This window comes from Paenibacillus sp. J22P218, from assembly GCF_056269195.1.
Genome location: NZ_JBWDNL010000005.1, coordinates 121998 through 145825 on the forward strand (window position 1 = coordinate 121998; position 23828 = coordinate 145825).

Annotated in this window: 12 protein-coding genes and 1 pseudogene; 2 read left to right on the forward strand and 11 right to left on the reverse strand. The window is 48.3% G+C overall.

Features of this window, described 5'->3' with window-relative positions:
* Nucleotides 1–375 precede the first annotated feature (375 nt).
* The 7 genes from AC0YN0_RS21720 to AC0YN0_RS21750 form a co-directional block, all read right to left on the reverse strand.
* On the reverse strand, nt 376–1989 hold the full coding sequence (locus tag AC0YN0_RS21720) for a response regulator transcription factor (RefSeq protein ID WP_475823126.1): 1614 nt from the start codon (nt 1987–1989) through the stop codon (nt 376–378).
* 17 nt (nt 1990–2006) lie between these two features.
* Nucleotides 2007–3719 (reverse strand): sensor histidine kinase, encoded by a 1713-nt coding sequence (locus AC0YN0_RS21725; protein ID WP_475823127.1) that lies wholly within the window; start codon nt 3717–3719, stop codon nt 2007–2009.
* A 35-nt stretch (nt 3720–3754) separates the two neighbouring features.
* Nucleotides 3755–5275 carry an extracellular solute-binding protein gene (locus AC0YN0_RS21730; protein WP_475823128.1) on the reverse strand — a complete coding sequence of 507 codons (1521 nt, stop codon included), beginning with the start codon at nt 5273–5275 and terminating at the stop codon, nt 3755–3757.
* A gap of 135 nt (nt 5276–5410) precedes the next feature.
* The gene (locus tag AC0YN0_RS21735) at nt 5411–11788 is read right to left on the reverse strand and encodes an S-layer homology domain-containing protein (RefSeq protein WP_475823129.1); all 6378 of its coding nucleotides are present in this window, start codon (nt 11786–11788) and stop codon (nt 5411–5413) included.
* 124 nt (nt 11789–11912) lie between these two features.
* Nucleotides 11913–12743 carry a carbohydrate ABC transporter permease gene (locus AC0YN0_RS21740; RefSeq protein ID WP_475823130.1) on the reverse strand — a complete coding sequence of 277 codons (831 nt, stop codon included), beginning with the start codon at nt 12741–12743 and terminating at the stop codon, nt 11913–11915.
* A gap of 20 nt (nt 12744–12763) precedes the next feature.
* Complete coding sequence (locus tag AC0YN0_RS21745) at nt 12764–13633, reverse strand: carbohydrate ABC transporter permease (protein ID WP_475823131.1); 870 nt, start codon at nt 13631–13633, stop codon at nt 12764–12766.
* Nucleotides 13634–13711: 78 nt separating this feature from the next.
* Nucleotides 13712–15046: an ABC transporter substrate-binding protein gene (locus AC0YN0_RS21750; RefSeq protein WP_475823132.1), complete on the reverse strand. Its 1335-nt coding sequence runs from the start codon at nt 15044–15046 to the stop codon at nt 13712–13714.
* Between the two features lie 239 nt (nt 15047–15285).
* Between AC0YN0_RS21750 and AC0YN0_RS21755 the strand changes: the two genes are divergently transcribed.
* Both AC0YN0_RS21755 and AC0YN0_RS21760 read left to right on the forward strand, forming a co-directional pair.
* Nucleotides 15286–16824, forward strand: a complete 1539-nt coding sequence (locus tag AC0YN0_RS21755) for a glycoside hydrolase family 31 protein (protein WP_475823133.1) — start codon at nt 15286–15288, stop codon at nt 16822–16824.
* Between the two features lie 29 nt (nt 16825–16853).
* Nucleotides 16854–18149 (forward strand): Gfo/Idh/MocA family protein, encoded by a 1296-nt coding sequence (locus tag AC0YN0_RS21760; protein ID WP_475823134.1) that lies wholly within the window; start codon nt 16854–16856, stop codon nt 18147–18149.
* A 298-nt stretch (nt 18150–18447) separates the two neighbouring features.
* Here the strand turns inward: AC0YN0_RS21760 and AC0YN0_RS21765 are convergent, their stop codons facing one another.
* From AC0YN0_RS21765 to cyoE, 4 genes and pseudogenes are all read right to left on the reverse strand, one after another.
* Nucleotides 18448–21384 carry a DUF4832 domain-containing protein gene (locus tag AC0YN0_RS21765; protein WP_475823135.1) on the reverse strand — a complete coding sequence of 979 codons (2937 nt, stop codon included), beginning with the start codon at nt 21382–21384 and terminating at the stop codon, nt 18448–18450.
* 170 nt (nt 21385–21554) lie between these two features.
* On the reverse strand, nt 21555–22412 hold the full coding sequence (locus AC0YN0_RS21770; RefSeq protein ID WP_475823136.1) for a LacI family DNA-binding transcriptional regulator: 858 nt from the start codon (nt 22410–22412) through the stop codon (nt 21555–21557).
* A 39-nt stretch (nt 22413–22451) separates the two neighbouring features.
* Nucleotides 22452–22565: pseudogene (locus tag AC0YN0_RS21775) on the reverse strand (LacI family DNA-binding transcriptional regulator); the annotation flags it as partial.
* A 233-nt stretch (nt 22566–22798) separates the two neighbouring features.
* Nucleotides 22799–23719, reverse strand: a complete 921-nt coding sequence (gene cyoE / locus AC0YN0_RS21780; RefSeq protein WP_475823137.1) for a heme o synthase — start codon at nt 23717–23719, stop codon at nt 22799–22801.
* Nucleotides 23720–23828: the final 109 nt, after the last annotated feature.

Here is a 23828-nt window from a genome sequence, read left to right on the forward strand (position 1 = left end):
GGGCAGCTCCCACACAAATTGTCTTTGATTGGATTTCATACAGGCTAATGGGCAAAATCGCAGCATGGATGGATCTGTCTAGTCGATTTGGTCGTATGATTTCCAGTCTAGTATAAAGTGACAAGCAAAAGATGCTGTCCAAAAAATGTAATTTCAAATGATCACAGCCTGCATAAACGGAGCAAGAAATGTTCTGGAGAAGCGGCAGCGGTCGCCTTTGTGCCCGGATTCCACCCCTTAGAATTTATTAATGGAATCTGGGCACAACAGCGATCGGAAGAATATTTTTTGCGCAGTTTAGCTTAGGCAAGGATCTAAAGAACGAAGGGGCTGTCAATCTATATATACAACTCTCCGAATCTAGCCTCTCTAATCTCACAAACTGTTCTTATACTCTTGCGGTGTCATCCCGTATTGCGTCTTAAATAACTTAATGAAATATTGCGGCTTCTGATAGCCGACTTCAAGCGCAATCTGATTGATCTTCAAATCCCTGTGCTTCAACAACTGAACCGCTTTCTCCATTCGCAGGCGAAGCACATAGTTGGAGAAGTTTTCTCCTGTTTCCAGCTTGAATAAGTTGGATACATATACCGGATGCAGATTAACATGATCGGCTACCGTTTGCAGCGTTATATCTTTTATATTTTCTTGTATAAAACGGCGAATCCGTTCCATCAAGTCCGTTCGGATATTGTCCGAACGGCTGTCGCTGTAAGCTTTGATTTGAACATAGCTGCCGAAGGCCCATTCTTTTAACGGACCCGCACTCCAGCTGGCATCCATTTTCAACAGCTTCTCAATATCTCTTCCAAACACTTCAAAGACCCGTTTGCCCTTCTTGTGCAAATAATAGGAGTACGCTTGCAGCAACGCAACATAGATTTCAAACCCGTATTCACGGGCTCCGCTGCCAGCGCCTTCAAGCTCCTCGAAGATCCGGGTCAGCTTGCCCTCGAATGCCGCCCACTGCTCGATATCGATTAGCTCCATTAAGGTTTGGGGGCGATAAAGCTCGCCAAGCGGCTGGATTTCGAAAACTTCTTTCTTTTGCGTCGCATGAAAAAAGCTTTCCGTCTGATAGCCGATATAATCGGTATATATCGATAAAGCAGAATGATACATAGGCAGGATGTCTGCGGGAAATGCTCCCCAATTGCTTAGTACAATGGAAACCTTCGACTTTAAATATAGTTTGATTTGATGCTGGGAGAGTCTGGCCAAGTCTTCTATCATAGCCGAACTGTCTTTGTCCGATTGTTCGAGCTCATTGGTTTGAACCATGAAAATCAAATAATCATGCGAATCTTTACAATACATCACATTGAATTTATTCATAAACACTTCTTCTACGATGTTATACATGGCATATTCAATCAACGAAAGACTATAGAGATCCGTATTCGAATAATCCTCTTCCACTCTCATGCATAAGAGGATGGATTCCTTTTCTACAGAAAAGGGCAACCCATATAACTGGATCTTGTCCTTCAAATCAGATATAGGGTAATTTTTACCGGATATGAGGTCAAACAAAAACATTTCTCTTAATTTGGGCAAGCTTTCCCGGAAACGATATACGAATTTTTGTTGATTCAACAGCTCTTTTCCTTCTTCTGTAATTCGATCAATTAGATTGCGAAGGGTTTGTTCCAATTCCTCGTTCGATACCGGCTTCAACAAATAATCGCTTACTTGCTGCTGGATGGCTTCTCTTGCATATTGAAATTCATCGTATCCGGTTATTATTACGGCCTTCGTGTTTTTCCATTTTTCATTGATTCGGGCAATCAATTCGAGTCCGGTCATTCCGTTCATATGAATATCCGTTACTACAATATCAACGGATCGGTAATTGAGCAGCTCCAGAGCCTCTTCACCTGAATAGGCTTTATAGACATTGGTAATCCCCATTTGCTCCCATGGAAGTCCGATCGCCAAACTGTCAACCAAATGTGTATGATCGTCCACGATCAATATTTCGTACATGCTTGTTCCTCCTTAGGTCAAGACATACTTTCCTTGCTGCTCCAACTTAATTGTACGCAAAGTCCGCCCAAATCCGATTTGCTAAGCTGCAAGCCCGAGTCGCCGCCGTACATTAATCGCAGACGTTGATGGACATTTTTCAGACCGGATTCTATTTCTTCGTTGCTCGAATAAATCTTCCTTTTAATAGACTCGATCATGGAATAATCAACTCCTGTGCCCGTATCCTCAACCGCTACATGGTTCATCCCTTCGTCCCTCCAGCACCTAATGGTAATCATTCCGTATTCCGGATGATTATTGAATGAATGAAGAATGACATTCTCGACTAGCGGCTGTACAATTAACCGCGGAACTTCGAGATCTTCCATCTGCGGCTCGATTTCGATATGAAATTCAAAGTCGTCTCTTAACATGCAATGGATTTCCAGATAAAAATGGATCAAGTCCAGTTCTTCTTTCAGCCGCACCATCTTGCTCCCCGTCTTGGTCGTATATCGATAATACTTGCTTAAGTTCATGGTCATCGAAATGGCGGCTTTGTTTTCGTTCAACTCGATCATGCTTTTGATATAAGCGAGCGTGTTATACAGGAAGTGCGGATTGATCTGCGATTGCAGCTGCTTCAGCGTCGCATCCTTTGATCGAAGCTGTTCTTTATATACATCCACAATCAGTTCCTCTATCTTGGACGCCATGGAGTTAAATCGATCATAAAGAAACCGGTACTCCCCTTTAGGCTTGTCTGTCATCCTTACGGAATAAATCCCTTTTTCGATCAAATTCATGTTCTGCATCATTTTGCGAAACGGAATCTGAATATTACGATACATAACAAAGGCAAGATAAGCCCCCATAAACAGCAGCATGCCGCTTATGACATAGAACATCGTCTGGTTCCGGCTGATCGGCGCCATAATATGGCTGATCGGCACATAATCAACAAGATACCAGCCTAATGACTCCAGCTTCTGATAGTGAACCTGAAACCTCGTCTTGTCGGATTTCAGGAGCATATATCCGCTTTCCGTCGAGGGATCGATCCCTTTAAGCCGGGGTAGAAACTCTTCGATTTGATTCACATTTACCGAATAATTATAGATAGGGTCGGCTCCTGGATGATACAGGAACGGATCTCCCGAACCATTCGCTTTAAATTCAGACAAAGCGCTGCGCAAGGCGGCTACGCCGAATTTAAGCACAACTCTCATATGCGCCTCGCCCGACTCCGCCGAGTTCTCGGGATATGACAATATTCCCATGAAATAATCCTCATTGGAATCGGAATAGTATTGCCAGAACGTATCTTGTGCGGGAAGCTCTTTTGGAAGCGCGTTCAAACTGGAGTTGCTTTTGATGACGATTCCGGTCTTCGGATAGAGTACCGCGATCACCGCTTTCCAATCGCCATAACCGGCAAGTCGATTAATCTCTTCGGAAACGGTTCGATTGATTCTATATTTATCCAAGACGTCATCAAGCAAGTCGGGATAGGCTAAATTTCGTACATCCGTACTTTCATACAGCATTTTCTTATACGTATCCAGCCGGAAAAACAATTGATCCAATTGGTTGGCGAACGTTTCGATCTGGTATCGCTTCACCTTAATAATTTCGTCGGTCAATACCCCCGTGCTTGTTCGATTCGACACGGCAAACAGGAGCAGGATCGGGATCAATAAAATAAACAAAGTGGCCATCAGTTTTGTAAAGATATTGAATCTGCTCATGATCGATCGTCCTCCAGGCTTCGGGCTTTAGCATCTTAATGTTGGAGTTGGAATTCCGTGAACTGCTTGTTCAATTCGGCGAAAACAATGTCGAAGCCTGCCTTCTTGAGCGATGCGATTGCATCTTCGTAATATTGATCATAACTGGCCAACCCGAATATAATGGGCTCTAGCTTTTCCTTATAGACCGCCATCACTTGCGCCATTTCATTTTTGACGGACGCCTCGTTGAAATGAAACCCGAATAGCTTGGAAATGCGGGAGTTCTCGTCATTCGTAAGCATATCCTCGATAATGTCATCTTCTACGCTGGCAGGCGCGATAAAATAATCCTTGTTCCGCCACATCCATTCGTACATTAACTGGTCATTGGTCAATTGCTTGATTTTACCGTTTTCCAGTTCATAATCCTTTCCCTCTACCCCATATATAATAAAATTGTAATTTTCTTTGCTTTGCAAAATCCAGTTCATAAACATCATCGCGCGTTCCGGATTTTCCGATGCGGAAGTAATCATAAAGGCTTCATTGCTTGGGGTCGTAATATACTTTGGCTTCTCCTTGGCCAGATAATATTCGCGTAGCCTCGCATTCGGATCGGCATTCCGTGCCGTCTGCAAATTTTCCATCGCTCTGGAGACCGCCCCTACACGAAAAAGAAGCTTGCCGGCATTCTCCTGATCGATCTTCGCTGCCGGATTGCCCACAAGGTTCATATCAACGATACCCTTATTCACCCATGACTCGCGTAATTGAGCTACTTTTTTGAATAAATCAGACTCCACATAACTCACAAGCTCCCCGGAATCCTCGTCCACCATAAATAACATTCGCTCATCCAAGGATGAATAGTTTCTGTCCGTCAATTCGCGCCACAACATTTCATGCCCGCGATCGGTTTCCAAATAACCGTAATAACTGGGATCTATCCCTTGCATGCCTTGATAAAACTGTTCTAAATCTGCGATTGTCTTTATGTCTGACATGCCAACCTTCTCCAGCAAATCCTGGCGGACCATGACGGAAGAGAATTTTCCGGCGGACGTGAATGCTTGGGACGGTATCGCCCACAGCTTGTCGTCGATCCGGTTCTGCTTGAAGTTACTGTCGGGAATATGTTTAATCAGATCATGCCCGTATTGGCTAAGAAGCTCATCTAACGGCCTAATATAACCTTTGGTGTAGTAGACGGAGACGAACGGTGCGCCATACCAGAACAAGTCGTAATCTTCTCCGGTGGATAAGGCCAGTTCCAACTTTTGTTGATAATTGGACCATGGGATATACGTCAATTCAAGCTTCATATTCAAATCTTTTTTCAGTCGGTCGTTCAATTCATTCTCAACGAAGTCGCCCATTCGCGCCGACAGATCGCCGGGCATAATCATTTTCAGGGTGACAAATGATTCTGGCGCGTCTTCCACCTTGTTATCCGCTGTATCGTCATTTTGGGATCCTTGCGAATGAGATAAGCCTGGGCTGTTATAGTGACTAAATAAGATGTATATAAGGGCTGCGAAAAAGATCGCAACCGTACCGATGACAGCAGGCTTCATCTTCTATCGCTCCCCCCTTCCCCATAGAGTCTATGGTGCTAGTCTACACTAATTCTATTAACGTGAATACGCTTCCGTCATAGAACAGGAGCACATGCGTGCTAACGCCATGTGCTCCTTTATTCATTTGATCAGTTAGTTCATAAATTGTACGAACTGCAGGAACCGTTTGATCATGACAGCGGCTTCAGCTCGGCTTGCAGTCGCAGCGGGATCGATCGTAGTATCCGATTTCCCATTCATGATTTGAGCCGAGAGCAATTCAGCTATTGAAGGTTTGGCCCAAACACTAACGGAACCGTTATCCGTATATTTACCAAGTGCATTGTCATTTACTTGGACGGACTTGTTCACGTAGCGCAGAGCTTTAGCTACCATAACAGCCATTTGTTCACGAGTGATACGATCATTTGGTCTGAAAGTGCCATCCGTGTAGCCGCTAATGATCCCCGCTTCAACCGCTGTCGCAATTGCATCTGCGAACCAGTCTCCTTTGGCTACGTCACCGAAAGCGGCGACCGTATCGGTAGAGCGAAGTCCGAGGGAACGAACAAGTATGGCCGTGAACTCTGCGCGGGTAATCGGTTTCTCCGGTGAGAAGCTGTTAGGAGCAGCACCATACACAATCCGCTTGGAGGCCAGCAATTCGATGTCCGCTTTTGCCCAATGGCCTTGAAGGTCGGCGAAAGTCTTATTGCTAGAGACGACCGTATAAATGCTATTCCCGTTTCGTTTGATTACAACTTCCGTAAGTCCGCCGTTATCTTGAAGTGTCGACGGAACGAAACCGAATGTCGCGGTATCCGGGTTGAATAGAAGTGCTGTCGTCTGCGCTCGATTCACTGTTCCCGGCACAATAACCGATCTCTCGATGTATGTGCTGCCGAAGTCCGTGATTTCGATCGACTTGCCGTTTGCATGAGCAAAGATTTTGTAATCCAGAGCAGGGCTTAGCAAGGTCAGACCTTCTTTACGCGCCTGTTCGGCCAATAGATCCGCCGTGCTGCCCGCAACTTTGTCAATGACAATACTGATCGTCATAGCTTCTGGTCTTACTCCAAGCTTCTCTGCTAGAGCTGTCAAACCCAAAGATTGGACAGGAATCTTGTAGCTACCGAAATCCGTCTGGATAAGGATTGACGCGTCCGGCAGCTCATTGCCTGCCGTTGCAAGTGCCGATGATGGAATATGGACCTTCACGCTTCCGCCGTCGTTTTTCAATTCGATAATAACCGAATTCGATTTGACGGTATTCGAATGGCTTCGAAGAGCTTGGAATGCTTCCTGAAGCTTCTTCGAATCAATGGTTGCGATCGTTTCGGTTACGCCATTCTCGTTCGTTGTTCGAACAAGGGTTGCCGCATCTTGCCCCAGCTTGATTCCTTTGTCCGATAGTTCCGGCTCTGGCTGTGGTGATGTGCCGCCAGTAGACGGGTTCGGATTTGAATTGGAAGCAACCGTCACCTGGAATTGCTTTTCCAGATTGCCGTCAGAAGACTTAGCCGTAATAACGGTGCTGCCGACGCCTACAGCCTTGACCAAGCCAGTGGCAGATACATAGGCCACTTTATGGTTTGCCGAAGACCACACGACTCTGTTATTGCTCGCTTCTGCCGGCACTACCGCAACGCTAAGTTGGGCGCTGGCTTCTGGAGCCAATTTGATCCGGTTCGGCGTATTCGTCGTTATACCCGTAACCCTTATTGGAGCTTCGGCATCGCTATTCGATACGACTACGTTGCCCAGATTCAACCATCCATTACTATTCTGCTCCGTATTGGCGAAGTGGAATTTCTTGGCGTCTGCATTAATTTGCTCTAACGGATTCACGTAACGCATCAAGATTTGATAACTTCCATTGCTTAATGCCGGATTGCCGGTCGATTCGAACAGCTTATTGTTATCAAATCCATTCGTATTAGGTAGAATGTCTTTCAAATCCCAACCTGAATCCCATACTTTCACAATGCCATCTTCTGTTTTGGCGGCAAGCTCTACCTTCCAGTCGTAGTAGAACGGCGCTACTCCCTTGTTTTCAAGCTCTACCGCTACCTTCAAGCTTCCATCGGAAGCGTCCAAGTAGGTTGCGGGCACATAATATTCATAGCCCATTCTGCGTGAGCCTTCAGTCGCTCTTGCCAACGGCGCAGTCTCGAGCGGCGTTTGGAATATGCCTTGAGCAATCAACCAGGAGGCATGGGTCAGGCCTAGACTCGTATAATAATCTTCGCCTTGCGCCCCTTCGATCGGCGTCGATGGTTCATTGTATCTCGGCGGGTCATTGTTCCACATCTTCACTTGAATTTCCGGTCTCATCTCGCCGCCCATGCTGTTGTTTTTCCAGAATTCTGTTACGCCCGCGTCATTGACTCTGCCCCAGAAATGCCAGCCCTGTCCTCCCAAGCTTGGCGGGAGCGTCTGGAAAGCAAAAGAATCATCATGATAGCCGACATCGAAGTTTTTCGTTTTCAGCTCGCTGTTGTCCATCGGATATCGCAATACGAGCTGCGTTTCGTTGAACGCATCGTCCACAGCGGTAAGAACCCGCTTCATGTTCGCGTTGCTTGGCATGAGGTTAGGCGACTTGATATTCCCGTCATAAGGATACGTATGCCATTCACCCCAGAAACCGATCAATCCGATCATGAGGGATGCGATTCGAGGATCGCCGTCATAACGAGATCCAAGCGCTCTAATGAAATTGTCCAACGCGCCTAATAGACGCTCGTCATTATAGTCAGGCGCTAAACTCGTGGCATCCTTGCCATTGTCGAATTCCTCATATTCATAAGTCGACAGTCCTTCATCGATCAGGAATTGCGGTATTCCCGAAGGTTTGTTCGGATAGTCGAGATACACCCGGAATACGGACTGATTGCCTCTGGATGCCACCTCTGTAAGCCGTTTGTCTAGCTCCGTCCAATTAAAGTCATCGAGATTGTTCATCAGCTTGTTAAGAGGCAAGTAGAAAAACTCTAAGCTGTATGGCAGTTGCGTAGGCCGATCTCTCCAATCGTCGCCGACTTTGAAATACGCTTCCTCGGATGCATCATAGAAAGGTAGGAAACCTTTGAGCGGATTGTCTACCGGCGCAGTCTGATACGAAAGCGCTTGTGTTCCGGCTGCTGTTGCCCAAGCTGGCGGGGCCGGGTGATCTACAGGATCTGTCGTTGATCCTCCTCCTGGTCCGCCGGTCCTGCCGGCTAAAGCATAGATGCCAATCTGGTCGATGCTGAGAACATTGTCGGATTGATTTTTCGGACCGAAGCCGAATTGAATTTGAAGCACCTTGCTCGCGTCGAACTCGGCGTCGCAAGCATCGCAGCCCTGCCATTCGGATTGGGCGAATGCGCTCCAAGGAATGCGAACCATTCCTTTGTAGCCTGCGGCGATCGATAGGGAGCCTCCGCCGAGCGTAGTCGCTTTCCAACCGTCCTCCGCGTTGTAAAGCTGTACGACTCCTCCTGCTTTTAGCGAAAACTCTCCTTTTGGCGCATCCGTAACAAGCGAAAGATTCAAATCCATATTTTTGTTGCTTGGCGTCGTATGGTTGACCCAGAAGGTAAGTCCGTCAAATGCGGACCAGTCCGAGTCTGTTCCAGTAAATGCCGCGCGTTTAATGTTGACCCAATCGGATGTCGCTCCGCCCGGTGGAGCCGTAACGGAAAACTTCATCGCTTGATCGCCATTCGACACATTCACGCGGTCAATCGAACGCAGCGTAGATGGTTCACCGGATTCCCAGTCTATTCTCCAGATGTTCTGCAAAGCAGCATCGTCCGCATAGCTCTCGAAATCATCCAATATTTTATCTGCCCGATAAAGAAGGATGTCATCAATGGTGATGACGTTATGAATAGAACCCGCTGGCGGGTAGCCGAACTGAAGTCCGGTTACAACGCTTGGATCGAGCGCGGCTGCGCAATCTGCCTGAACGCCGTCGCACTGCCATGCGGATTGCACGAATTGATCCCAAGCGATTTTTACAACGCCTTTGAAGCCTGCGGGAACATTAAGCGAGCTTCCATTGAATGCCGCAGGATGCCAGCTTCCATCAGCTGCGATCGTTAAGGCTGACCCGCCTTCTTTCAAGCCGAACTCGCCTTTCGATACAGGGGTTTGAAGCGCGACATTCAAGCTGAAATCCTTATTATCGCTTGTCGTATTGTCCACCCAGAAGCTTAAGCCGTCGAACTTGGACCAATTTTGTTTGTCGGCAGGGATAGAATGGCTGATATTCGACCAAGTCGAATCGGTAATCGCTACCGAAAGCTCCAGACCTTTGCTTCCGCTCGCTTCGCCAAGAGCTCTTGTAACGGAACCCGGCTTATCGGACCACGCCTCCGTCCATGCTTCCTCGAGAGCAGCATCGTCGGCATAAGACTCGAAATCCTCGATGAGCCCCGGTTTGTCCGAGCCAGAACCCGATCCAGGACCGGTTCCTGGATCGGTATCGGATTCATACTTGTCCGTAAAGTAGATTTCATCGATATAGATGGTTCCCGTCGTATCCCAAGATGCTTGCGAGATGGCAATGCTCCATATCGTTTGCGCTAGATCCACTTCATGATCAGGCAAGTCGATGACTAAGTCTTTATAGCTTGTCGTTATCGTATCGCCGCTGAATTGGCCGAGTGTTTTCGTTACGCCGCCAATTCTAAGATTGACCTGATTCTCTTCGCCTCCGACGGCTCCTTTCACCCGAACGACCAGCTTACTCGTCTCTGCAACATTTTGGCCGATATTCGTTTCCAGCCATGACATATTCTTATACTGCAGCGTTAATGCACCGTCTTCTACGACACCAGCGCCATTCCCGTTGGCAAAATTGGTCGCTGTCGTCCATTGATTAAGATCATTCTGATTGTCAGCCCATGCCGGATTCCCGTCATAATCATCAACGAGCAGACGCTTGGCCGGCGCTGGCGGCGAAGTCGGTGGCTCTGAACACGGCGAAGCGCAATCCCCTATCCGCACCGGCCCCAGATTGAGCCAACCTTCGTTGTCTTGATCCGTATTCGCAAACCCTACTTTTTTCGCCTTGTCGCTAATAACCTCTAACGGATTAACGACCTTCATAACTAAGTAATAGTAGCCATCGTTCAAGTCTGGATCGGCAATTGTCGTATCAAAATAATACGGTTCGCCGAACGGGACGTACTTCGGATCGCCAGATACATTCCATTCCGGATACGTTCTGATCTGCAAAGGCATAACTTTCGTCATATCCCAATCAGTATCCCATTGCTTAACAAGCTTACCCGATGCATTTTTGACTCCCAGTTCGACCTGCCAAGGATAAGCGAAAGGAGCAACGCCATTATTCTGAATGGTGACTCCGACCTTAAGCGGGTCTCCCCCGGCAACATTATTATAATAGGCGCTCTCCACATTCAGATCGTAGCCCATCTTTCTCACGCCAGCGGCAACGGCGGCATCATTGGCGTTATAGTTGCTAATACCCCCTTGATTAATCATCCATGTCGCATGAGTCAGTTCAATATCATCGATGGCATCATCGACATTAGCTCCGCCGCTGAACAGCTGACTCTGAATTTCCGGACGCACTTCTCCGCCAATCGATTCCGTAATCCATTTATTCTCCGAACCGGCTTCCAGCATCTTGGTCAAGAACGAATAATAAGCTCCGCCCATACTCTCAGGCTGCGTTACGCTTTGCAGCGGATTGCCTTCCTTATAGCCGAAGGAGTCATCATGATACCCCAGATTGAACTCCGAAGCGCCAGACAAGCCGGGATATCGCACCTCAAGCTTCGTTTGGTCGAAGGCTGCATCATATTCGGTGAATAGTTGTTCGATCGTTGCAGCGCTTGGCATGTAGTTCGGCAAGCCGTCCGCATCATCCTCGTCATAAGGGTAAGTGTGCCACTCTCCCCATAAGCCAACGAGTCCCATATGGATAAATCCAATGCGCGGATCTCCATCATACTCTGCTCCGAAAGCTCGAATAAAGTTGGTCAAATACTCTACCATTAAAGGATCGTCATAATCAGGCTCGTCTTGGTTAAATGTAGCGTTATGACGCATGGCAACTCCGCTATCGTGAATAAATGCCGGTATGGCATCCTCTTTGTCCGGATATTCAAGATACACTCGAATCGCCGCTTGATTCCCTCTTGCCGCAATGGCATCCAATGCCGGTTCGATGCCCGTATCGAAGGTAAAGGAATCCGGGCCATCCATCACCGCTTTCAGCGGAATATAATACCATTCCAAGCTGTGGGGGAATGAAGTCTCCGTTTCCCACGGATAGAACGGCGCGAATCCTTTCAGCGGATTGTCAAGCGGGCTTGGCGCATAGGTCAAATCATGTTTCGTTAACGCACTATCTACCGCAGGGCTCGGATACGGATTAGCAGGTACGCGCGATGGATCCGGGTCTGCGCTTGCAATGCTCGCGGCATTGCCAAACAACGTGCTCAATAACAAGCAAACAATAAGCATCACTTTGAGTGATGCCTTCCACCTAACATGCACGGATAATGGTTTCATCAAAATCCTCCTCTTTCATAATTGAAAGCGCTGTCATTAATGCATTTACTTCTTTGCCTCTTGGTCATCTCCCACTCCTTAACAGGCTAATCCGGACTCATAGAAGTCCGGATACCTGCAAGCCTTAACCTTTATGCGCACTGAAGGCGATGCCTTCGATAAACTGCTTTTGGAAGATAAAGAAAAGGATAATCATCGGAACGACAGCCATAAAGGCGCCTGCCATTAACACCGGGTAATCCGTGCCGAACATGGACACTAACGTCGCTATGCCCGATGACAAGGTCATCTTCTCCGGAGAGCTGTTAATAATAAGCGGCCATTGCAGCTCGTTCCATGCCCACTGCAGTTGAATAATGACAATGGCTACCAAGGCCGACTTCACTAAAGGAAGCATGATATGCCAATAAATTTGAAACGGATTACAGCCGTCCAGAACGGCCGCTTCTTCCAATTCCTTCGATATGCTCATGAAAAATTGCCTTAGAAGAAAAGTAGCAAAAGGGCTGATCAACGATGCAATCCATAGAGCGGTAACCGTATTGACGAGTCCTAAGTCACTCATCATCATATATTGAGGCGTATAGAACACAGGATTCGGCACCATCATGACCGATAGAATCAAGACGAATAGAAGAGAGCTTCCCGGAAACCGTATCCGGGCAAAGGCATAGGCTGCCATCGAACTGAAAATAACCGGAAACACGGTCTTCATTACCGCCGATATAATCGTGTTCATGTAATAATGCGGAAACGCCGATTGCTTGATTGCCTCGATATATCCTCTTAAGCTGGGGGCTTCAGGAAAATAACGAATCGGAATTTGTGTAGCTTCCGTCGTTGTCTTCAGCGAAGTCAGCACCATCCATACGAATGGAACGAGCATAGCGATGGCGCTGATAATAAGTACGATATGAATAACGGAGTTGATCTTCCTCGCCGACGAGATGTGCATCTGACTGTCTTCCCCCTTCCTTAGTCGTAGAAGACCCATTTTTTCTGAAATGCGAATTGAATGCCTGTCAGTATAAGGTTAATCACGAGTAAAACATTGATAATTGCAGCTCCATAATTGGGATTGAAATAAACGAAGCTATTTTGGTAATAGGCATAAACGAGCGAGCGAACCGATGGAAGCGCAACATTCGTCTTCCCGATAATGAGATAGATGGAGTCGAAGATCTGCGTCGCTCCAATTAATAGAATGATGCTCGTGAAGAACAAGGTTGGCGTCAACATCGGAATCGTAATATATCGAAACTTGTTAAATCGCTTGGCGCCGTCAATATCCGCCGCTTCATAAAGCGATTTCGGTATGCCTTGCAAACCTGCGAGAATCAGCAGCATATTCATGCCGATTGCTCCCCACACGCCAACGATAACGAGCACGAACATGGCCGAATTGGAATCGGACAACCATGGAATGCGGGTTCCTAATAAATGGTTGATGAGTCCGAAGTCTTGAGCGAACAACACAACCCATACCATCGCTGCCGCGGCAGGCATCGTCACTTGAGGCAGGAAAAAAACAACCCGGTAAATGGACAACCCTCTGATCTTCGTATTCAGCAAAATAGCAAACACGGTAGAGAGCGCTAGCGTAATCGGTACGAACAGAGCAACATAATACAAGGTGTTGCGCAGATTCTGCCAAAACTCTTCGTCGCGGAATAACTTCGCATAGTTATCGAATCCAACCCAATGATTGACGAGCCCGAAATTCTCCGACTGTTGGAATCCTAGCAATATCGATTGGAGAACCGGCCACCCCCAGAATACCAGCGTGCCTACTAGAGTCGGTGCGATCATGAAATAGGCCCACATATATCTGCTTCTGGAATTCAATCTCACCACTCCCTATTCATTGGAGACGTTCCTCATCTCTAGGAACGCCTCCTGAATCACTATAAATTGTGTTAACGCTTATTTCGTGTCAGCTATCGCTTGATTCATCATCTCGGCTACCTTCTTCGCGGCTTCTTCTACCGAGATAGCGCCGCCCCATGCCTGCGACATAATCTCAGGCTCTTTCGCGAACCATACCGGATACGCCAGCGAGCCGCTTGGATACGGAATCGCGTCAGCTACTTGTTCAGTAAATACTTTCAGATTCAAATGCGGTCTCGACGTTAGCCAAGCCTCTTGCGTACCGTTGAATGCCGGTATAGCCGCGCCCATCTCTGCCGTAATTTCCGCTGCTTTTTGGGATCCAAGGAACTTAAGGAACAGCCAAGCCTCTTCTTTGTTTTTGCCGCTTGCAGACATTACGTTGCCGAGGCCGTTAATGATGTTACCTCTTTTCACCTTGCCTGTAGGCAATTTCGCCCAATCCCATTTGCCTTTAATGATTTCGCTGCCGTCAATGTCGCTGATTCTCCACGATCCGTCGAAGATCATGGCCAATTTGCCGGACTTGAACATTTCGGTTGATTCCATATCCGTCATTTGTTGATGCGTCGGAGAAGCGCCGTCAAGAATCATTTGATAACGGGCTTGCAACGCTTCGATTGCAGCCGGATCATCGTACCCCGACTTGCTTAGATCATCGGAAACAATGCTGCCGCCATTAGCCAAAATATCGTTCCAATAGCCGGTTTGCGTATCCAATTTGGCTCCAAAGCCATAGATGCCTTTGTCAGGCTGGCTTAGTTTTTTGGCAACCTCGGCTAGCTTGGCATAATCCCAAGTGTCGTCCGGGTAAGGAATGCCCGCTTGATCGAACAGTTCTTTGTTGTACGCCAATCCGATCGTGTCGAAATCCTTAGGCACGCCGTAATTTTGGCCGCCGATCGTATAGATGGAAGCAAGATCTGCCGCATAATTGCTCAAATCGATTTCTCCCGATGCTACCTTCTCCGTGATCGGCTCGAGGAATTTTCCTGTAGCATATTTTACGAATTGACCTCCATGCATCCAGAACACGTCAGGCAATGTTCCTGCAGGAGCGGCAGCGGACATCTTTGTCCAATAATCGCCCCATGGGATGACTTCGACCTTCACTTTAATGTTTGGATTTTGTGCCGTAAATTCCGTCGCAATAGCTTCCATGGCCGGTTGCTGAATCTTATCCCAAATGGAATAAGTAAGCGTTACGTTCTTTTTGGGCTCATCTTTCGTTTCCCCGGCATTGCTGTTCGAACTTTTGTCCGGCGTGTTGTTCGCCCCGTTGTTCGTGCCGTTGCTGCATGCAGCAGAAACTAAGGATAAAATCATCAAGACAACCGCGAGCATGAATGAAAATTTGTTTCTTTTCACCATCTGACATCCCCCTAATAATAATTTAGGCAAAAATTTGCGTAAACTACGATTTGCAAATCCGCTTGCCTCTTTACATGTTTAGTGTAATCGATCTGTACAACCGCTTTAAATGCCTCATTCTTAAGATTGGATGCCTAAATGTTAAGATAAAAAACGTTTGCATTACCCTACAGATTCATCCATACTAGCAGTAAATAATTGCGCAAATTATTTCATAACACCGATGAGGAGTGTCCGCGATGACAATTACTGTATTGCAAAGAGAGCCTGGAGAATTCTGGTGGGGAGGCGTTATAAACGAAGGACATCTGATGCCGTTCGGCGACCGGCCGCATTCACGCGATTTGCGTATGACGGATGATAACCAAGCTTCCCCCTTATTGCTTTCTAATAAGGGAAGATATATTTGGAGCGAAGAGCCGTTTGCTTTTTCCTTTAATGAGAGTACCGTTACAATCGATCACAATGAGAAGATCCGAGTAGAAGAAGGACACGGCACGCTGCAAGGCGCTTACCGCCATGCTTGCCATAACCATTTCCCGCCTTCCGGCGTTACGCCCGACAAGCTTGCCTTTACGGCGCCGCAATACTGCACTTGGGTAGAAATGTTTTACGAGCCGACGCAGGAGAAGCTTCTCCATTATGCGCGATCCATTATAGAGCACGGCTTACCGCCGGGCGTGTTAATCATTGACGACAATTGGATGCAAGACTATGGAACGTGGGACTTTGAGAAGCATCGATTCCCCGATCCTGCCGGAATGATCAATGACTTGCATGAATTAGGGTTCAAAATCATGCTTTGGGTATGCCCGTATGTAAGTCCTGACAGCATTACGTTCCGGCAATTACGTAACGAGGGCATCTTGATGAAGCATGCCGATGGCACGCCTGTCCTAAGAAGATGGTGGAACGGGTACAGCGCGGTCGTTGACTATACAAGCACGAATGGAGCCGCATGGTTCAAACAGCAGCTAGACAGGCTGGTTGAAGATTACGGGGTGGACGGCTTCAAGCTCGACGCAGGCGAACCTTTGTTGCCCGGCCTGCTGGATGACGTTTCGCGGGAGGTCGCATGGTCCCGTCCCATCCTCCAAATGGAAGATACGGAATGCTATGCCCGCTTAGGTATCGGATACGCGCTTAGCGAATTGCGCATGTGTTGGAAACTCGGAGGTCAAGCGCTCATTCAGCGGCAACGCGATAAGACGCATACCTGGGATGCTGCGACCGGACTCGGGGGGCTCATCCCTAATGCTATCGCTCAGGGCTTGTTGGGATATGCCTATAATTGTCCCGATATGATTGGCGGAGGGATGGACGGAGACATTAATTCGCCGGATTTCCGTTTTGATTCCGAACTGTTTATCCGTTTTGTCCAATGCTCGGCCTTATTTCCCGCGATGCAGTTTTCCATGGCACCATGGCGAGTACTGAACGGTGATGAATTGTCTTGGTGCATGGACGCCGTAAGGATCCGGACGGAGTTAGGTCCTCTGCTCGCCCAGCTTGCGAGCCAAGCTGCGGAAGACGGACTTCCCATCCTGCGCAGTTTGGAATTCGTTTATCCGCGCCAAGGCTTCCATGCGGTTCAGGATCAATTCATGGTCGGCGATTCCATTCTGGTAGCCCCGGTCCTGACCAAGGGACAGCAGACTCGAATGATCCAGTTTCCGGAAGGCAGATGGCTCGGCGACGACGAAAGCATAGTCGAAGGCCCTGTCCAGGTCGAAGTGAATGCGCCTCTTTCCCGGTTGCCATGGTATCGAAAAGTATAAATCGTTACTTCGAGGAAGGAGATCATCTTATGAAAACAATCAAATTAGCCGTAATAGGAGCAGGCGCTCGAGGTTTCTTGTCCTATATGCCATATGTGCAGAGGTTTCCCCGCGAGGTAGAGGTGGTCGCCGTAGCCGAACCGAACATGGAACGAAGAACGAGATTTGCGGAAGCGTTAAGCCTGACTTCGGAGCAGCTCTATGCAACATGGGAAGAGCTGCTGAACGAGCCCAAGCTCTGTGACGCGCTCCTCATCTGCACGCAGGATCAGATGCATTACGAGCCTACGGTTGCCGCTCTCCGCAAAGGGTATCATGTCCTTCTTGAGAAACCGATGTCCAATAACCCGATGGAATGCGTACAAATGGAGAACATCGCTCGCGAAGAAGGGCGCTTGCTCTCGATCTGCCACGTTTCGAGATATACCCCTTTTTGGCAAAAAATGAAGAAGCTTATTCAAGACGGCGCTATCGGAGACGTTATGTCCATTCAACATAACGAAAACGTCGGTTACCTCCATTACGCTCATAGCTTTGTCCGAGGCAATTGGCGGAACGACACGCTCTCAAGTCCCATGATATTGGCCAAGTCTTGTCACGACATGGATCTGATCCGCTGGCTTGTCGATGCGGATTGCACGAAGGTCAGCTCCTTCGGTTCGCTAGGCCACTTCCGGATCGAGAACGCGCCTGCAGGCTCGACTGATCGATGCACGGATGGCTGCGAAGTGGAAGCGACTTGTCCTTATTCGGCATTACGATTCTATATGCAAGACATTGAATCCAATCCTTTTGCGGCTCTCATAGCCGATCCTCCTACCGAAACGAATCGAATGAACGCCATCCTGGGAGGTCCCTACGGCAAATGCGTCTATCGGACGGATAATAACGTTGTGGATCATCAAATCGTAAATATGGAATTCGAGAATGGCGTTACCGTCATGTTCAGCATGAGCGGGTTTACGCGTGACATCAATCGTATCGTCCAAGTGATGGGAACCAAAGGAGAAATTCGCGGCGATTTGCTAAGCGGCCGCATCGAACTATTCGAGTTCTCAACGGGCATGCAGTCCGTCATTCAAATCCCGATCAGCAGCAGCGGTCATCAAGGAGGCGACGACGGAATCATGCGGCAATTTCTGTCCGACCTCCGGAGTGAACGATATGTAGATACCTTGACCTCTGCGCAAGCCTCTCTGGAAAGCCATCTGATGGCCTTCGCTGCCGAAGAATCCAGGCTGAGCGGCGGCGCCGTTGTAGACATGAAGCTCTTCCGTCAATCTCTTGTTGCATCGCCCCCGCTCCATGTGGAGGCTGAGGTCTGAAAGAAGCGGCTCGCAGCGAATACGCTGCGAGCCTTTTTGTTTGGTCTGAGTTTGATTGGATTTCATACAGCCTAATGGGCCGAATGACATCAAATGAGTAGTTTGCTTGGATTTCATACAGGCTAATGGGGAAAAGTTGGCGGAAATGAGCAAAATGGCCGAATTAGGCTGGATGTTTTCCACTCAAAGGGGCTTGATATGCGTGCTACAGGCAATTTGGTTGGATGATTTCCAGTCAAAGATGAAGGAGCTATCCCTTGGGATAGCTCCTTATTTGATGACGCTAATTTACAACCGCTTATTCGAATCGAATCTCGTCTATCCAGACGGAACTATTGCCTCCGTGCCAAAAAGTCATCGTCAACTGTCCAGGAGTGCTGCGATCCACACCGTTCGAAACCAAATTGATTTCAATGTCTTTGTAGCTCGTTGTAATCGTATCGCCGCTGAAAGCTGCCAACGTTTGGGTTACTCCGCCGATCGTGAGCTGCATATGACTTTGCTCGCCGCCGCTTGCGCCTTTGATGCGAATCACCATCTTCGAGTAACTTCCGATGTTTTGGGTAATATCAGTGCCTAACCATCCGTTGTTGTTATACTCTAGCTTCAATGCCCCTGATTCAATGACGCCCGCATTGTTTACGAATCCGTTAGCGCCTGCCCATTTGCCAAGATCATTCGTTCCAGGCCAGCCCGGCGAATTGTCGAAGTTATCCAACAGCAGCCCGCTGGTTCCGCCGCCTCCGACGTTCGTCAATACATTAAAAGCTGCGCTGGCTGCCGACAGATTGCCCGCTGCGTCTTTTGCTTTCACCGTATACGTGTATGCCGTGTTGGCATTCAACCCGCTATCCGTAAAGCTGGTCGCAGCAGACGTGCCCGCTTGATTTCCGTTTCTGTAGATCACATACTCCGCAACGCCGACATTGTCTGTCGAAGCGTTCCACGTTAAGCTGACGCTGCTCGATGTCTTACTAGGCACGCTCACATTCGTCGGCGCAGTCGGTGCTTGCGTATCACCGGTACTGCCTCCGCCGCTAATCTGAATGCGGTCAAAGTCGGGTGCCCATCCTGCCGGGTTGGAGAAATGGATGGTATTATTGCCGGCATTCAGCTGCACTTGCGCTTGAACGGTGCCAACCGCAGTCCAACTGCCCGTGCTCGGCATATTGAGCGTAAAAGCTGATCCTCCGTTAATACGTATTTGCGCGGAACGAGCCTCGCCGCTGAGATAAGAAACCGTCATCGTATACGTTCCTGCCGCTGACGCGCTTATTCCGTTAAACTGCAACGTACCGTCATTATTCCCGACGTACCCCACCTTCGAGCCACCCGAGCATGTGCCGCACGAGGCAACGACCGCCGCTCCAGTCCGCGTATTCGTTGCGGTCTCTGCTTCATAAGCCGTCAACGTACCGCCTCCTCCGGAAGCATTGGTGGTCGCATTTACAGAGCTGCTTGCGCCGGATACGTTCCCCGCTCCATCCTTGGCCCTGACTGTATAGCTATAGTTTGTACTCGGACTTAAGCCCGTATCCGTATAGGTAAGGCCGTTCGCCGAGCCTACCCACACGCCTCCGCGATAAATATCATAACCGGTCACGCCTACGTTGTCGGTTGAAGCCGACCACGTCAGACCGACGCTGCTCGAAGTCGTCCCGCTTACGGCCAGATTCCCCGGAACGCTTGGCGCCTGGGTATCCACGCTTCCTCCGCCGCTATACCCGCCATCATACGGAGTTTGAGTCAGGTTATACGTAAGCGTATTATCCGGCTTCAATGTATCGAAAGGTCCGATGTTCTGGTTAGCGGGATCCATGCCGATTCCGACTTTGCCAAGCGGAGTTCTGCCGCCTGTATAATAGTTCGTATTGGCAAATCTGGCGCTTGGCTTATAACCGTAAGGGTCGAGAATGGAAAGCGCCAAGGTGTATGTTCCCGCCGGCATATTGGATGGAATCGTGAATGCGCCGGAAACTTGTTGAACGGCCGGAGCTTGATTGTACTGACGCGTCTGGCTGTTCCAGTCGTCACCAGGCATCCAATTCCGGATGTCCACGCCGTTGAATATGCCTTTCCAAGCTACTGTCCGATCACTTCTCAGCAAGCTGGCTTCCACCGGCCAATTGTAATAGAACGGAGCCGACCCTTTGTTCACGACCGAAAAGGAAACATTCATCGACCCGCCAGGCATCACGCTGCCGGAATAGGTAGCCTGATTGATGACGAAGCGATAGCCGAATTCCTTCTGCATCAGAGCAGCTCCTTGCGAAACGGCGGAATTGCCCGCATCGTACAGATCAATCCATCCTAGACTTGTCGTATGTGTTTTTTTGATCCAGTCGATGACGTAGTCCCGATGGATCGGATCGCTTAACGTGTCATTGGGAGAATCACCCGGCTGAATATGCTTCTGCCCCCAATCGTAGGCAACCTCGCCGCCGTTAACTTGCGTTCTCCACACATTCCTCGCAGCAATGCCCTCCCCTCCGGACAGATCATCGATTAAGGCGAAGGAATCCCACAGAAATCCGAAGCTATAATTTTGGAAGGTGTCAGGATACCGCACTTGAACTTTCTTGTTTTGAAAAGCTTGCGAAGCAGCGTCCCCTAATGCCGTCTGAAAGACGAGCGGCATCCGGTCGGTCCCGTCGGCTAGCTTATCCGGCCAAATATGATGCTCTCCCCAATTCCCCCACAGGCCTAACTCGATATAGGCGACTCTCGGATCATTATCCCAAGCTTGACCGAGCTTCTGGATGAAAGCGGTCAGACGGTTTTTCAATGTTTCCGTTGTCCATTGCGTAGACACATCTCCATGAGGAACGCCTTCCGGCCAATACTCCCCTCCGTTCGGGTAGACGATGAACACGCGAGGGATTACCTTTTTATTCTGACTTTCAATCCCTGCCCATGCCGCATTGCTCCAATCCTTGATTTTCTGCACGGAGTCGGACGCCGCATTTTCCAAATCGGTGTATTTGATGTAGTGCTTGAACACAGTTCCGTATTCATGATTCGAAAAACCGGTGTCATTCATAAACCGGGTAGGCCTAAATCCTTTAAAAGGATTTTTGAAAGCTTCTTGCGTTTCCGTTAAGTTAACCGTAATCGGACCCACAGCTGCTGAAGCCTGATCAAGAAATGGCACCGCAAACGAACCTCCTGTCAGCATCATAAACGACAACAATACCGTAAACGCTTTCATTAATGGCTTCGAAAATTGACCCTTCATCATTCATCCCTCCCATAATAGTGAAATCGTGCGCAAAATAATTGCGCAACTAATTTGCGCTCTTAGTATATTCTACCTTCGTTCTCTCCGTCAATCAAAAACGCAAAATAGCCGTCTACAGATGCAGGATCTGAGGGACGGCTATTTGGGATCAATACGCAGAGAGCACTCTACGCCTTATTCACTTTGGAGCATGACTCCCGCTCAATGATCTCAGTCTTTAGACTAATGCAAACTTCTGCAATGTTCTTGTTCGTGATCAACTCTGTCAGCACTTTCACGATGATAGAGCTAATATCATATCTGAACCTCCGGACGGTCGTAAGCGGCGGAACCATGAACTCCGATAGCTTTAAATCATCAAAGCCGATCAAGGAGACTTCCTTTGGAATACGGATGTTCATCTCGGCCAATCCCTTCATGGCTCCGAATGCAATGATATCGTTAAAAGCAAATATCGCCGTGATCGACGGCTGTTCACTCATCAATTGCTTTACTGCCTCATAACCATGCGCGGGATCGAAAGAACCCATTACAACATTGCTGTCCGTCCATGGCATTTCTAACTCACGAAATGCGTCTTTGCATCCGTCCAGCCTGTTCAAGTTCACGAGATGATTTTTCGGACCCGCCAGCATCCCGATTTTCCGATGCCCCAATCCATGCAGATATCGAATCACTTCAGAAGCGCCTTTTCGGTTATCATAGTCAATATAATTTTGACCGGCCTTATAGGTTCTTCCATTCGTAAATAAATACGGTACTCCGAGTTTATTAAACTCCTCAAACATCTTGTCGCCCACAAATGGGTCAAATATGATGGCTGCGTCCACTTTTTGCTCGCTCAAAAGCTTATATGCCGGAGAGGACGGCAAGTCCGTGTAGTGTTTCGCTATATGAATCTGATGGCCGTATGCCTCGAATTCATCCTTTAAGTGATTCAAGTCCGCGGAGGTAGACGGGTCATTATCGAAGAAGTCATTATTGCCCGGCACGATTACGACTATCGTATAGGATACGCCTATCATTTTGGTGGGAGCGATCCCCGGCTTTAAATGTTCATTCGCAATATCCAATACTTTTCTGCGAGTTTCCTCGCTGAAATTGCCCTGATTGTTTATGATCCGGGATACTGTACTAATCGAAACATTTGCTTTTTTTGCAATTTCTTTTAGTTTGATATGCGCTCCCTCCCATTCTTAAGAAACTTTTTGCACAACAAGGAAATTATATCGTTAATAATCGTATTCAGTCAATCATGCGCAATAGCAAGCGTAAACGGCTGTCGCCGTCCTTGACGGCAAGCTAACGTTTCGCGGTGAATTCTAAGGCGTTTATAGAAGTGAAACTAATAAATTATTAGATGAGAAAAACCCTTGATCCATAACGGAATCAAGGGTTCTATTTCGTCTCATTATAACAACGGAGCGCCTATGGAATAGCCGACGATCATCAGCAGAAGCACCGTAATGTGGTTCAATGAGAAAATGAACATCGAACGAGCCCACTTATCCTCCGGCTTCTTACGGTACCCGTTAATGCTTAGGATCAACCAGCCCAAGGTTAGGAGCGCATTCGCCACGGCGATGATCGGATTGAACGACCAGAACAAGAAGCTGCACAGGAACAACGCTACCAAATACGCGTTCATCTGCAAGTACGTCCGCCGAATCCCCTTGACGACCGGCAGCATCGGAATGTTAGCCGCCCGGTATTGCTCCATGCGACGAATCCCGATCGCGTAAAAATGAGGCATTTGCCAAATCACCATTAACAGAAACAACGCAATGGCTCCGGGATGCAAAATGTCGGGCGCAATCGCGGCCCAACCGATCAATGGAGGCATCGCGCCCGACAAACTTCCAACCTCCGTATTATAGATCGTTCTGCGCTTCGTCCACATGGTGTAAGGCACAACATAGAGGAACAACCCCAGGAAACCTAAGAACGCGGAAAGCGGTGAAGCTAAATACAACGCGACCACGCCGCCAAGGGCAATCCACGTTCCGATGAAGAGCCCGCTTCCGAGGTCAACGATTCCGGATACGGTAGGCCTGTTTTTCGTCCGCTCCATAATGCTGTCGATATCGCGATCATATAAATTATTGAAGACGCCGGCCGCTCCGATAACAAGGGCAGAGCCGACCAAAGCCAGCACGATATTGCCGATCTTGTCGAAGAACGACAAGTCATGGACGAACAACGCCATGCTAAGCCCGGCGATCATGGCGATGAGGTTCGACTTGATGATGCCAATCTTTATCGTTTCGAAGACGACCTTCGTGACCGAGGTCGGAATATGTTCGATACTTGCCGTATTGGGTTGTACTCGCATGACGATAACACTCCCTATAACTCATTTTTTAAGTATAGGTTACCATAATGTATCGTTCATGTGCCGTTCTAAGGCCAACCCTCATCATTCTGTCAAAAACCTGTGTCGC